Annotated in this window: 12 protein-coding genes and 1 pseudogene; 4 read left to right on the top strand and 9 right to left on the bottom strand. The window is 70.7% G+C overall.

Annotated elements, in window-relative coordinates:
• Nucleotides 1–126: 126 nt before the first annotated feature.
• The 7 genes from prcA to QM638_RS17320 all read right to left on the bottom strand — a co-directional run bounded on the left by prcA (nucleotide 127) and on the right by QM638_RS17320 (nucleotide 7,829).
• On the bottom strand, nucleotides 127–846 hold the full coding sequence (gene prcA, locus QM638_RS17350) for a proteasome subunit alpha (RefSeq protein ID WP_415143912.1): 720 nt from the start codon (nucleotides 844–846) through the stop codon (nucleotides 127–129).
• 105 nt (nucleotides 847–951) lie between these two features.
• Entirely contained in the window at nucleotides 952–1,800 is an 849-nt protein-coding gene (gene prcB, locus QM638_RS17345; protein WP_415143910.1) for a proteasome subunit beta, read from the bottom strand.
• Nucleotides 1,800–1,997: a ubiquitin-like protein Pup gene (locus QM638_RS17340; protein ID WP_415143908.1), complete on the bottom strand. Its 198-nt coding sequence runs from the start codon at nucleotides 1,995–1,997 to the stop codon at nucleotides 1,800–1,802. Before QM638_RS17340 ends, prcB begins: the two co-directional genes overlap by 1 nt.
• 72 nt (nucleotides 1,998–2,069) lie before the next feature.
• A complete protein-coding gene (gene dop, locus QM638_RS17335) occupies nucleotides 2,070–3,581 on the bottom strand; it encodes a depupylase/deamidase Dop (RefSeq protein WP_415143906.1) in 1,512 nt (503 codons plus the stop codon).
• 199 nt (nucleotides 3,582–3,780) lie between these two features.
• The gene (arc, locus tag QM638_RS17330) at nucleotides 3,781–5,544 is read right to left on the bottom strand and encodes a proteasome ATPase (protein ID WP_415143904.1); all 1,764 of its coding nucleotides are present in this window, start codon (nucleotides 5,542–5,544) and stop codon (nucleotides 3,781–3,783) included.
• A 114-nt stretch (nucleotides 5,545–5,658) separates the two neighbouring features.
• Nucleotides 5,659–6,582: a tRNA (adenine-N1)-methyltransferase gene (locus QM638_RS17325; protein WP_415143913.1), complete on the bottom strand. Its 924-nt coding sequence runs from the start codon at nucleotides 6,580–6,582 to the stop codon at nucleotides 5,659–5,661.
• Nucleotides 6,583–6,695: 113 nt separating this feature from the next.
• On the bottom strand, nucleotides 6,696–7,829 hold the full coding sequence (locus tag QM638_RS17320; RefSeq protein ID WP_415143902.1) for a site-2 protease family protein: 1,134 nt from the start codon (nucleotides 7,827–7,829) through the stop codon (nucleotides 6,696–6,698).
• A 64-nt stretch (nucleotides 7,830–7,893) separates the two neighbouring features.
• Here QM638_RS17320 and QM638_RS17315 point away from each other — a divergent pair, with 64 nt between their 5' ends.
• The gene (locus QM638_RS17315) at nucleotides 7,894–8,787 is read left to right on the top strand and encodes a PD-(D/E)XK nuclease family protein (protein WP_415143900.1); all 894 of its coding nucleotides are present in this window, start codon (nucleotides 7,894–7,896) and stop codon (nucleotides 8,785–8,787) included.
• On the opposite strand, the gene QM638_RS17310 is transcribed toward QM638_RS17315, so the two are convergent.
• On the bottom strand, nucleotides 8,755–9,468 hold the full coding sequence (locus QM638_RS17310; protein WP_415143898.1) for an HAD family hydrolase: 714 nt from the start codon (nucleotides 9,466–9,468) through the stop codon (nucleotides 8,755–8,757). The two genes, QM638_RS17315 and QM638_RS17310, sit on opposite strands and share 33 nt — an antisense overlap.
• A 219-nt stretch (nucleotides 9,469–9,687) precedes the next feature.
• Between QM638_RS17310 and QM638_RS17305 the strand changes: the two are divergent.
• The 3 genes and pseudogenes from QM638_RS17305 to QM638_RS17295 all read left to right on the top strand — a co-directional run.
• Nucleotides 9,688–10,134, top strand: a pseudogene (locus QM638_RS17305) (TetR/AcrR family transcriptional regulator); the annotation flags it as partial.
• 173 nt (nucleotides 10,135–10,307) lie between these two features.
• Nucleotides 10,308–10,595, top strand: a complete 288-nt coding sequence (locus QM638_RS17300) for a YciI family protein (protein WP_415143915.1) — start codon at nucleotides 10,308–10,310, stop codon at nucleotides 10,593–10,595.
• 21 nt (nucleotides 10,596–10,616) lie between these two features.
• The gene (locus QM638_RS17295) at nucleotides 10,617–11,222 is read left to right on the top strand and encodes a DNA-3-methyladenine glycosylase I (protein ID WP_415143896.1); all 606 of its coding nucleotides are present in this window, start codon (nucleotides 10,617–10,619) and stop codon (nucleotides 11,220–11,222) included.
• A 50-nt stretch (nucleotides 11,223–11,272) separates the two neighbouring features.
• On the opposite strand, the gene QM638_RS17290 is transcribed toward QM638_RS17295, so the two are convergent.
• Entirely contained in the window at nucleotides 11,273–12,331 is a 1,059-nt protein-coding gene (locus QM638_RS17290; RefSeq protein WP_415143893.1) for a winged helix DNA-binding domain-containing protein, read from the bottom strand.
• Nucleotides 12,332–12,527: the final 196 nt, after the last annotated feature.

The following is a 12,527-nucleotide window of genomic DNA, read 5'->3' as shown; positions in this document are numbered from 1 at the left end:
CCCAGCGCGCCGCCGAGGCCGCTCAGGTCGTCGCCGCCGAGGCGGCCGAGGCGCCGACGAGCGGCGTACGACGCTGGGCCGCCCGGCTCGGAGTGCTCCGGCGGGACTGAGCCGGCCGTCGCCGGCTCAGGAATCCGAACGATCCCCGAGCGTCTCCTCGAGCACGGCGGGCCGCAGCCGGCGGAACTTGCGCGGCTGGGGACGGGTGCGGTCCAGGACGGCGACCTCGAGGTCGCCGACCGGGATCACCCGCTCGCTGTTGCCGTTCTCCACCTGTGAGTGACCCAGCGCCGCCACCGCCAACCGGACGGCGTCGTCGAGGACGATGTCGTCGGCGTACCTCTCCTTGAGGTAGGTCGCGACCACGTCCGCGGCCCCACCGATCGCGGCGAAGCCGTGCTCGTCGACGACCTGGCCGTCGTAGGTGAGCCGATAGAGCTGGTCGCCGGCCCGGTCATCGGCGATCTCGCCGACGAAGAGCTCGACCTCGTAGGGCTTCTCCCCACCGGAGGAGAAGATGGTGCCCAGCGTCTGGGCGTAGGCGTTGGCCAGTCCTCGCCCGGTCACGTCACGCCGGTCGTAGGCGTAGCCGCGCATGTCGGCCAACCGGACGCCGGCGATGCGGAGGTTCTCGAACTCGTTGTAGCGCCCGACCGCGGCGAAGGCGATCCGGTCGTAGATCTCGGAGACCTTGTGCAGCGCGGCGGACGGGTTCTCCGAGACGAACAGCAGTCCGTCGGCGTACTGCAGCGCCACCAGGGCCCGGCCGCGGGAGATGCCCTTGCGGGCAAAGTCGGCCCGGTCCTTCATCTGCTGCTCGGGCGAGACATAGAACGGCATGCTCATCGGGGCCCCCGTTCGGAGCGGAGCGGAGCGAGCATCTGGATGGGGTGATTCATCGGGGCCCCCGTTCGGAGCGGAGCGGAGCGAGCATCTGGATGGGGTGATTCATCACGCACCGCCTTCCAGGGGCGCGGCGGGTCCGTTGGGTCGCTCCATCCGGCCCGCGACCACCCGGTCGGCGATGGCGGAGACCTCCTGCTCCGGCAGCGTCCGGCCACCCTCGGCGGTGATCACGTGCACCACCGGGAAGATCCGCCGGGTGAGGTCCGGGCCACCGGTCGCCGAGTCGTCGTCGGCGGCGTCGTAGAGCGCCTGCACCAGCACGGTGACCACGTCGGCCTGCGACAGATCGGGACGGTAGAGCTTCTTCAGCGCGCCCTTGGCGAACAGCGAGCCCGAGCCGACGCCGGCGAAGCCGGTCTGCTCGTAGCGGCCGCCGGTGACGTCGTAGGAGTAGATCCGCCCCGCCGGCTCGGCGACGTCGGCGTCGACCCCGACGAAGAGCGGCACCACCGCCAGGCCCTGCATCGCCATCGCCAGGTTGCCGCGGATGAGCGCCGCGAGCCGGTTCGCCTTGCCCTCCATGGAGAGGTTGGCGCCCTCGATCTTCTCGTAGTGCTCCAACTCGGTCTGGAACAGCTTCACCAGCTCGATGGCGAGCCCGGCCGAGCCGGCGATGCCGACCGCCGAGTACTCGTCGGCGGCGTAGACCTTCTGCATGTCGCGCTCGGCGATGAGATTGCCCATGGTCGCGCGCCGGTCGCCCGCGATCACCACACCGCCGGGGAACGTCGCGGCGACGATGGTCGTCCCGTGCGGGGCCAGATCACCGGCCCCGGCCGCGGACTGGCCGAGCTCGCGGCCCGGCAGCAGGTCGGGCGAGTGCTCGGCCAGGAAGTCGCTGAACGACGACGTGCCCGGCGCCATGAAGGCCGCCGGGATGCGCGGGTCCCCCACTACTCCCCGCCCTTCTGGATGAACGACTTCACGAAGTCCTCGGCGTTGCTCTCCAACACGTCGTCGATCTCGTCCAGCAGGTCGTCGACGTCGCTGTCCAGTGCCTCCTTGCGCTCCGCGACATCGGCGGCGGGGGCCGTCTCGACCGCGTCCTCCTCCTCGGAGGACTTCCGCGGCTGCTTCTGCTCCTGTGCCATGTCTCCCAACCTATCCTCATCCACCGACAGACCGGAGGACCTGCGTGATGATTTCGCGCTCAGCGGAGTCGCTCAGCCACGGGTGAGCGCGGCGACCAGCTCGGTCGCCGTCCGGCAACGCTCCAGCAGCTCGCCCACATGCGCCCGGGTGCCGCGCAGCGGGTCGATGGTCGGCACCCGCTGCAGGGAGTCCCGGCCCGGGAGGTCGAAGATCACCGAGTCCCAGGAGGCGGCGGCGACGCTGTCGGCGTACTGCGCCAGGCAGCGGCCACGGAAGTAGGCGCGGGTCTCGACCGGCGGCTCGTGCATGGCGCGCTCCACCTCCGCGTCGTCGAGCAGCCGGGTGATCCGACCGGCGCGGGCGAGGCGGTGGTAGAGACCCTTCTCCGGCCGGATGTCGGCGTACTGCAGGTCGATGAGGTGCAGCTTCGCGTCGTCCCAGTCCAGGCCGTCACGGTCGCGGTAGGACTGCAGCAGCTTGAGCTTGGCCACCCAGTCCAGCTCGGCGGCACAGGACATCGGGTCGCGTTCGAGCCGGTCGAGCACCGACTCCCAGCGGGAGAGCACGTCGAGCGTCTGCGGGTCCGCGTCGACGCCGTAGGTGTCCTCGACGTACTTCTTGGCCAGGTCGAGGTACTCCAGCTGCAGCTGTACGCCGGTCAGCTCGCGTCCGTCGGCGAGCCTGACCCGGGTGCGCAGGGTCGGGTCGTGCGAGATCGCGCGCAGCGCCGCGACCGGTCCCTCGACGCTGAGGTCACGGTCGATGAAGCCGTCCTCGATCATGGCCAGCACCAGCGCCGTGGTGCCGACCTTGAGGTAGGTCGAGATCTCGGCCAGGTTGGCGTCGCCGATGATCACGTGCAGTCGCCGATAGCGCTCCGGGTCGGCGTGCGGCTCGTCGCGGGTGTTGATGATCGGTCGCTTCAGCGTGGTCTCCAGGCCGACCTCGACCTCGAAGAAGTCCGCCCGCTGGGAGAGCTGGAAGCCGTGCGTCTTGCCGTCCTGTCCGATGCCGACCCTGCCCGCGCCGGTGACCACCTGCCGGGAGACGAAGAACGGCGTCAGATGCCGCACGATGTCGGCGAACGGCGTGGACCGCTTCATCAGGTAGTTCTCGTGCGCACCGTAGGAGGCGCCCTTGTTGTCGGTGTTGTTCTTGTAGAGCGTGATCTGCGGGTTGCCCGGCAATCGGGCGGCGGCACGAGTCGCGTCGAGCATGATCTGCTCCCCGGCCTTGTCCCAGCGGACCACGTCCAGCGGAGTGACCACCTCCGGGGTGGAGAACTCCGGGTGCGCATGGTCCACGTAGAGCCGGGCGCCGTTGGTGAGGATCACGTTGGCCAGGCCGAGATCCTCGTCGGTGAGCTGGCTCGGGTCGGCCACCTGCCGGGACATGTCGAAGCCGCGAGCGTCGCGCAGCGGCGACTCCTCCTCGAAGTCCCAGCGTGCCCGGCGGGCGGTCAGCGTCGCCGAGGCGTAGGCGTTGACCACCTGCGAGGAGGCGAGCATCGGGTTGGCCTGCGGCTGTCCCGCCACCGAGATGCCGTACTCGATCTCGGTCCCCATCACCCGCTGCACGCTCACGCCGCCGCCCCCGTCGAGGAGAAGCAACGATACGGACGCGGCGGCCTGAGGCCACCGTTCGCTCGCTGACGCTCGCTCATGTCTCCAGGCTACGCGGTCTCCCGCGCGGGCCATGCCCCGCGCGCCCCGACGGCCCACCGTTTCGGCGGGCGGCGAGGCGCACCGCTGCAGCCGGCCACAGGTCCAACGACAGATCCGGCTACAGGTACTGCCCGGTGTTCGCCACCTGCTCGATCGACCGCCCCGGCTCGGTGCCCTGCTTGCCGGTGATCAGGGTGCGGATGAAGACGATCCGCTCGCCCTTCTTCCCGGAGATGCGCGCCCAGTCGTCGGGGTTGGTGGTGTTGGGCAGGTCCTCGTTCTCCTTGAACTCGTCCACGCAGGCCTGCAGCAGGTGCGAGACCCGCAACCCCTTCTGGTTGGCCTCCTGGCCGGAGTCGAGGAAGCTCTTGATGGCCATCTTCTTGGCGCGGTCGACGATGTTCTGGATCATCGCGCCGGAGTTGAAGTCCTTGAAGTAGAGGACCTCCTTGTCCCCGTTCGCGTAGGTGACCTCCAGGAACCGGTTCTCCTCGGACTCGGTGTACATCCGCTCGACGGTGGCCCGGATCATCGCCGCCACCGTGGCGGTCCGGTCCTGGCCGAACTCGGCGAGGTCGTCGGGGTGCAGCGGCAGCTCGTCGGTGAGGTACTTGGAGAAGATGTCGCGGGCGCCCTCGGCATCCGGCCGCTCGATCTTGATCTTCACATCCAGCCGCCCGGGCCGCAGGATCGCCGGGTCGATCATGTCCTCTCGGTTGGAGGCGCCGATGACCAGCACGTTCTCCAGCAGCTCCACTCCGTCGATCTCGCTGAGCAGCTGCGGCACGATGGTGTTCTCCACGTCGGAGGAGACCCCGGTGCCGCGGGTGCGGAACAGCGAGTCCATCTCGTCGAAGAACACGATCACCGGGGTGCCGGCCGAGGCCTTCTCCCGCGCCCGCTGGAAGACCAGCCGGATGTGCCGTTCGGTCTCGCCGACGTACTTGTTGAGCAGCTCGGGACCCTTGATGTTCAAGAAGTAGGACTTGCCCTCGGCGCCCGTCCGGGTGGCGACCTTCTTCGCCAGCGAGTTGGCGACCGCCTTCGCGATCAGCGTCTTGCCGCATCCCGGCGGCCCGTAGAGCAGCACGCCTTTGGGCGGCTTGAGCTGGTGCTCCTTGAACAGCTCGGGGAAGAGATAGGGCAGCTCGACCGCGTCCTGGATCATCTCGATCTGGTTGCCCAGGCCACCGATCGACTCGTAGGCGATGTCGGGCACCTCCTCGAGGACGAGCTCCTCGACCTCGGACTTCGGCACCTTCTCGTAGACGTAGCCCGAGCGCGACTCCAGCAGCAGCGAGTCCCCCGCCCGGATGGTGTCGGTGCGCAGCGGGTCGGCGAGTCGGACGACCCGCTCCTCGTCCGCGTTGGCGATCACCAGGGCGCGCTCGCCGTCGGCGAGCATCTCCTTGAACATCACCACCTCGCCGACCTTCTCGAAGGCCAGCGCCTCGACCACGTTGAGGGCCTCGTTGAGCATCAGCTCCTGGCCGTGGCGCAGGGTGTCGAGGTCCACGTTCGGAGAGACCGAGACGCGCAGCTTGCGACCACCGGTGAACACGTCGACGGTGTCGTCGTCGTTGCGGCCCAGGAAGACACCGAACCCGGCCGGCGGCTGGGCGAGCCGGTCCACCTCCTCCTTGAGCTTGAGGATCTGGTCGCGCGCCTCCCGCAAGGTGGCGGTCAGCCGCTCGTTCTGCGCGTTGACCGTCGACAGCGAGCGCTCGGCCTCGGCGAGCCTGGCCTCCAGCCCCCGGCTGCTGCCCGGCATGTCGCCGAGCCGGCTGCGCAGCGCCGTCACCTCGGACTCGAGGAAGCGCACCTGCCCCTCGAGCTCATCCCTGCTGCGGCCCTGGGGAGGGAATCCTTCGGATGACGTCATGAGAGCACACCTCCTAGAACTGTGACCCTACCCGGGCAGGGGCGGAACGGAAGGGTGGTTTTCGCACGCGTCGATCACGATTTGGCGACGCCGCCCGCAACCATGCGGCCGGGACTACTCCGCCGGCTCCTCGCCCGGCTCCCCGGTCGGCGCCAGGTCGGCCGGGCGGGGTCCGGTGTAGTCCGGACCGTAGGCGCCCGGCGCCGGCCGACGGGTCTTGCGCGGCGCACGCTGCCCGGGCGCGAGCCGGCGGGCGGTGACCAGGAAGGCGGTGTGTCCGATCATCTTGTGCCCCGGGCGCACCGCCAGGCCCTCCACGTGCCAGTCGCGGACCAGCGACTCCCAGGCCTGTGGCTCGGTGAAGCCACCGTGGGCACGCACCGTCTCGACGAACCGGGACAGCTGGGTGGTGGTGGCCACGTAGGCGCACAGGATGCCGCCCGGGTGCAGTGCGGCCGCGGCGGCGGGCAGGCACTCCCAGGGTGCGAGCATGTCCAGGATCATCCGGTCGCAGCGCAGGCCTGCCGCCGGCAGGGCGTCTTGCAGATCGCCCAGCGCGAGCTCCCAGTTCGGGTGCGACTCGCCATCGGGCGTCCCGAAGAACTGGTCGACGTTCTTGCGGGCGACCTCGGCGAACTCCTCGCGGCGCTCGAAGGAGTGCACCCGGCCGAACGGGCCGACGGCCCGGAGCAGGGAACAGGTCAGGGCCCCCGAGCCCACACCGGCCTCGACCACCGTGGCGCCGGGGAAGATGTCGGCCATCGCCACGATCTGGGCGGCGTCCTTGGGGTAGACCACCGCGGCGCCACGCGGCATCGAGACCACGAACTCCGAGAGCAGCGGCCGGAAGACCAGATACTCCCCGCCGGTGGAGGCGGTCACGGTGAAGCCCTCCTCACGGCCGATCAGGTCGTCGTGATCGATGTGCCCCTTGTTGGAGAAGAACCGCTTGCCCGCAACCAGCTCGATGTTGTGCCGCCGGCCCTTGGTGTCGCTCAGCCGCACCCACTCACCCGGGCGCAGCGGGCCGCGGTGCACCCCCGCCCGCGCCTGCGCGGGCACGTCGGGGGTCTCGACACGCTCGCCGGTGCTCGCTCCTCGACCGGCGACCGGACTGGGCTCGGGGTTGGACTCTGACACGAGAGCGAAGGCTAGTTCGGCTGCCGCCGGAAGGCCGCATCCACGTCGGCGGTGGCCAGCACGCCGTACACCGAGCCGTCCGGCTCGAGCAGCAGGTACTCCGCGGACGGGGTCGCCGAGATCGCCTTGATCAGCTCCTCACCGGACAGGTCCGCGGCCAGGGTCAGGCCGGGCTCGAGCTGACGGGTCACCGCCGAGGTCGCCATCCACGGGCGACGGTCCGCCGGAGTGGCGAGCAGCGCGGCCTCGCTGACCACACCCACCGGCACGCCGGAGGTGGTGACGGTGACGATGCTGCCGGCCTGCGCCTCCTGGGCCCGCCGGACCGCCTCGGCCAGCGGCAGGTCGGAGGGCACGGCGAGAGTACGCCGCGCGAGCCGGCGCGCCGACAGGTCCGGCAGCGCCGCCCGGAACCGGGACGAGGCGATCGCCGCGCTGGCGCCGCTCCACAGGAACATCGCGACCGCCACCGAGACCACGTAGTCCCACAGATCCGGCTGGCGGTCCAGCAGGTCCTCCTGGACGAAGGGCCACAACAGCACCACCAGCGCCGCCGCCCGGCCGACCCAGCCGGCCGCGATGGTGCCCGAGTGGACGTTGTCGGTGGCTCCCCAGATGACCGACTTGAGCACCCGGCCACCGTCCAGCGGCAGGCCCGGCACCAGGTTGAGCAGGCCGACGATCAGGTTCGCCCCGGCCAGCCCGCCGATCGCCATCCGGAGCAGTCCGGACGGATCGGCCACCAGATGGACGCCGAGGGCGAGGCCGCCGACCACCAGCGAGGTCAACGGACCCACCACCGCGATCCAGAACTCGTCCCGCGGGCGGCGCGCCTCCGCCTCGATCTCGGTCGCACCACCGAGGAAGTGCAGCGTGATCGGTCCGACCGGATAGCCGTAGTGCCGCGCGACGTAGGCATGCGCCGCCTCGTGCACCAGCACCGAGCCGTAGAGGATCACCGCGAAGGCGAACCCGGCGACGTACTTCCAGCCACCCAGCCCGGGCTCGACGTTCTCCACCGCCGGCGCCACCCACACCGCGATCAGGATGGCGACCAGGAACCAGGACGATGTCACCAGCACGTCGCTGCCCGCGATCGTGCCCAGCTTGATCGAGCCCGGCGGTCGCTGGTGGGGGTCTGACACGTGCCAAGGCTACCCGGGCGGCGCCGGGAGCCGGGTGTCGGTGCCGTCGTCTAGGGTCACGACCGTGAGCGCCACCCAGTCCCCCGCCGATCGGGTCTCGACCCCGGTCGACGGGGTCGACGTGCTCGGTGCGCTCTCGCCGAGCCGGGCCCAGGACTTCGCCACCTGTGGCCTGCTCTACCGCTTCCGCAGCATCGACCGACTGCCGGAGCCGCCCTCGACCGCCGCCGTCCGCGGCACACTGGTGCATCGCGTGCTCGAGCTGCTCTTCGACGATGCCGCCGCCGAGCGCACCCCCGAGCGGGCACGGGCGCTCCTCGAGCCGAGCTGGGCCGAGCTGAGCGCGGCCGAGCCCGAGGTGGCCGAGATGTTCGCCGACCCCGCCGAGCTGCGGACCTGGCTCGACTCGTGCGAGACCGCACTGTCCCGCTACTTCGCCCTGGAGGATCCCCAGCGGCTCGAGCCCGCCGAGCGGGAGCTCTACGTCGAGACCCTGCTGGACTCCAAACTGCTGCTGCGCGGCTACGTGGACCGGCTCGACGTCGCCGCCGACGGCCGGATCCGGGTGGTCGACTACAAGACCGGCCGGGCGCCGAGCCCGGACTTCGAGGCCTCCGCGCTCTTCCAGCTCCGCTTCTACGCGCTGGTGCTGTGGCGCGCCCGTGGGGTGCTGCCGACCATGCTGCAGATCATCTATCTGGGCAGCGGCGAGGTGCTGCGCTACCTGCCCGACGAGGCCGACCTGCTGGCCACCCAGCGTCGGGTGGAGGCCATCTGGCGGGCGATCCGATCCTGTGAGGAGACCGGGGACTGGCAGCCCCGGCCGGGCCGGATCTGCTCCTGGTGCCCGCATCGGGAGCTGTGTCCGGTCTACGGCGGCACCCCGCCGCCGCTGCCCCCGAGGCCGCCCGACGCGACCGTGGGCTCACTCGCCGACGCGGCCGAGGAGATCGGGTAGGTCGGCGGCCCCCGCCCCGGCCAGCGTCGACCAGAAGATCCGCCGCTCCCCCGCCGGGACCTCGACGTGGTTCGGCACCACCAGCACCGTGCATCCGGCCGCCTGCGCGGACGCCGCACCGGTGCCGGAGTCCTCGATGGCCAGGCACTCCTCCGGCGGTACGCCGAGCGCCTCGGCGGCGCACAGATAGGGCTCCGGATGCGGCTTGCCGCGCGCCACCTGGTCGCCGGTGACCACCGCGTCGAAGGAGTGCGCCGGCAGCTGGGCCAGGATCGGGTCCACGAAGCGCGCATACGACATGGTCACCAGCGCGCACGGCACCCCGGTACGCCGCAGGTCGGCGAGGAGCTCCCGCGCGCCGGGCTGCCAGGGCACCTCGCGCCGGACCCGGTCGACCACGCCGTCCAGGAGGACCTCGACGACCTCCGCCGGACTCAGCGGCAGGTCCATCCGGCGCTTGATGTAGCTGCCGGAGTCGATCAGATCGCTGCCGACCAGGTTCAGCGCGTCCTGCTCGGTCCAGGTGGCGTCGTACTTCTCCGCCAGCTCGAACTCGGTCGCGATCCAGTACGGCTCGGTGTCCACCAGCGTGCCGTCCATGTCCCACAGCACCGCCTTCGGCGCTCGCTCTCCTCGGTCCGGTGCCCGACCTGCGGGAACACCAGAGAAGTCGGTACTCACCCATGTCCTCCGAAGAACTCCGTACGACGCGCCGTGCGACGAACCACCCTAGATCCACGGCGCGCGGCATTCGCCATCGCCGAGGACGTGGAGCGCATCACGGAGTCGCATCCGGTCGACGACCACCCCGAACCGCGCGCACGGCACGGCCCGGGAGACCCTCTAGGACGTCTGTCCTATCCTTCTCCTAGGACAAACGTCCTAGGAGGGAGTCGATCGATGTCCGGTACACGCGAGCAGATCGTGGATGCGGCGAACCGCCTCTTCTACGAGCGGGGCTACGAGGCCACCTCGTTCGCCTCGATCGCCGAGACGGTCGGGATCTCGCGCGGCAACTTCTACTACCACTTCAAGACCAAGGACGAGATCCTGGAAGCGGTCATCGACGCCCGCCTGCGCAGCACCCGCGAGATGCTGGCCGGCTGGCAGGAGGGCGCCACGTCAGCCCTGGAGCGGGTGTTCCGGTTCGTTGAGATCGTGATCGCCAACCAGCACGACATCGAGAACCACGGGTGTCCGGTCGGCACACTGACCAACGAGCTGGCGAAACGGGGACATCCCGCCCGCCCCCATGCCGTGGGCATCTTCGAGGTCTTCCGCGGGTGGCTCCGCGAGCAGTTCGAGGAGCTGACCGTCGCCGAGGAGGCCGACGACCTCGCGATGCATGTGCTCACCTTCAGCCAGGGGGCCGCCACACTCGCGAACGCCTTCGCCGATCGCGACTACGTCCGCCGCGAGGTCGACCGGCTGGAGGCATGGCTCCGCGACCGGTTCCCCGAGCAACTGACCCGAGCAACTGACCCGAGCAACCGCAAGACCCACGACCAAGGAGCATCCACATGTACGTCGTCCTGCTGCGCTTCTCCGCCAACAGCTCCCGAGCCGCCGAGCACATGGCGGACCACCAGGCCTGGATCAAGACCGGTGTCGAAGACGGCGTCTTCCTCCTGGTCGGCAGCATCCGACCTGGCCTCGGCGGTGCGATCCTCGCCACGAACATCGCCACGCGCGACCTGCGAGCGCTCGTGGATGCGGACCCGTTCGTCGTCCACGACGTCGTCACCGCCGAGATCATCGACATCGACCCCAACCTCACCGACCCCCGACTCGCCTTCCTCACCGACTGAGCACGAAAGCGATCCGCATCCATGAGTCTCTACCTCGCCCCCGACGGCCTGCCCCGGTGCGGCTGGGCCGGTGCCGCACCCGAGTTCCTCGCCTACCACGACACCGAGTGGGGCTTCCCGGTCGCCGACGACGTCCGGCTGTTCGAGAAGCTGAGCCTGGAGAGCTTCCAGTCCGGGCTCAGCTGGCGCACGATCCTGGCCAAACGTCCGGGATTCCGCGCCGCCTTCGCCGGGTTCGACCTGCGCGCCGTTGCCGCCTTCGACGTCGACGACGTGACCCGTCTGCTCGGCGACACCGGCATCGTGCGGCATCGAGGCAAGATCGAGGCCGTCATCAACAACGCCCGGCGCGCCCTCGACCTTCAAGCCGAGCGCGGGTCCCTGGCAGCGTTCTTCTGGGGCTATCAACCCAGCCCGGTGGAGATCCCGGAGCCCCAGAGCGTCTCGACCTCACCGTCCGCGATCGCGCTGTCCAAGGACCTCAAGAGGCGCGGATGGAAGTTCGTCGGCCCCACCACCGTCTTCGCCTTCATGCAGGCCATGGGCCTGGTCAACGACCACGCCACCGGATGCACCACCCGATCCCTGGCCGACCGCCGACGCGGGGCCTTCACTCGTCCTGGATGACGCCCGTCCCGGCGCGGTCGTCCGCCGCCGGCAGATCGAGCAACGGCGCCTCAGCCGTGCGGCCATCGGGCCGCGGCACGCGCGATCGACCTGCGTGCCGACGCGGAGACCTGCTCGACGAGCTCGACCTCCGGCTCGGTCCGCGACTGCCCGCGGGCGGCCCGGGCGGCCCGCCAGGTGCCGACGACGACACCGTCGAGCAGCACCGCGGGCCGGAAGATGCCGTTCCCGCCGGGCACGAGCCGCTCGAGCGCGGCCGGGCCGGCGATCAGCGACCGATCGCCGTACCCCAGGATCCACTCATCGAAGCCGGGCACCAGGGTGACGCCGCTCGACGCCGGGGTCCCGGGATCGATCGCCCAGGCGGCCTCGCCCGCCACCGAGACCGTCTCGATCTCGGCGACCCGTGCGCGGGCGCGGCGCAGCACGGCCACCGGCAGCTTGGTCCACCACGCCAGATCGGCCTCGGTCACCGGTCCCCGGGCCGCGACGTAGGCACCGACCACCTCGGCGAGCGCGGCCTCCGGATCCACCGGCTCCACGACCGGCTCGGTACGGGTCAGCAGCTGCTCGCGACCGCTCTCCTCGAAGGCGCCCCAGTGCGCCACGCCGTCCACGCACAGATGCACCAGCAGGTGATAGCCACGGCCGGCGTCGGTGGCGATCCCCGCCCGCTGCCAGAGCGCGAGCACCTCCGCTCGCCGCAACCCGGACTCCGAGAGTGCCTCCACCAGTGCCTCTCGACCGCGGGCGATCGTCGCGTCGTCCAGGCCGAGCTGGCCCCGGCGCCGAGCCGCGGCCCGGTGCGTCCGCTCCGCGGTGAAGTGCAGCAGCGTGGCCAACCGGTCGGGCGTGGTCGCGAAGAGCGTGCCGCGCATCGGCCACGACCGGACCAGGTCGCCGGCATCGAAGGCCGCCCGGACGTCGGCGACCGACGTGCCCGGCCTCGACCGGATCGCGATGGCGCGCAGCACCGCCGGCAGGTCCTGCCCCTGCAGGCCCACCATGTGCTCGACCACCCGAGCCGGGGTCAGCTCCGAGCCGCCGAGCAGCTGCACGCCGTGACGCAGTCGGCGGGCCTGGGTGGCGGTGAGCTCGATCCCGGTCATGCCGCCATCCTGCCCGGAGCCACCGACATCGAACCTCCGCTCACGTCCGGAGGACCGCGCAGGCCCGCGCTCAGACCGTATGACGTGACCGCCTCGGGTTGAGGGGGTTGCGGGCCGGGGCCTCTCTGCGCATGTTCGTGGGTTACCGAGCAGGGGCCGCCTGCTCGGCCTATCCACAGTCGTAGGAGGCCCCGGT

This window comes from Nocardioides sp. (assembly GCF_047606145.1).
GTDB lineage: Bacteria > Actinomycetota > Actinomycetes > Propionibacteriales > Nocardioidaceae > Nocardioides.
The sequence above is the reverse complement of the archived record's forward strand: the minus strand, read 5'-3'. Positions and strand labels throughout refer to the sequence as shown.

What these genes read in the sequence shown, in the direction of transcription:
- QM638_RS17290 (WP_415143893.1), bottom strand. Translation starts at nt 12,331, where the DNA reads ATGACCGGGATCGAGCTCACCGCCACCCAGGCCCGCCGACTGCGTCAC.
- arc (WP_415143904.1), bottom strand. Translation starts at nt 5,544, where the DNA reads ATGACGTCATCCGAAGGATTCCCTCCCCAGGGCCGCAGCAGGGATGAG.
- prcA (WP_415143912.1), bottom strand. Translation starts at nt 846, where the DNA reads ATGAGCATGCCGTTCTATGTCTCGCCCGAGCAGCAGATGAAGGACCGG.
- QM638_RS17340 (WP_415143908.1), bottom strand. Translation starts at nt 1,997, where the DNA reads ATGGCACAGGAGCAGAAGCAGCCGCGGAAGTCCTCCGAGGAGGAGGAC.
- QM638_RS17295 (WP_415143896.1), top strand. Translation starts at nt 10,617, where the DNA reads ATGAGTCTCTACCTCGCCCCCGACGGCCTGCCCCGGTGCGGCTGGGCC.
- QM638_RS17300 (WP_415143915.1), top strand. Translation starts at nt 10,308, where the DNA reads ATGTACGTCGTCCTGCTGCGCTTCTCCGCCAACAGCTCCCGAGCCGCC.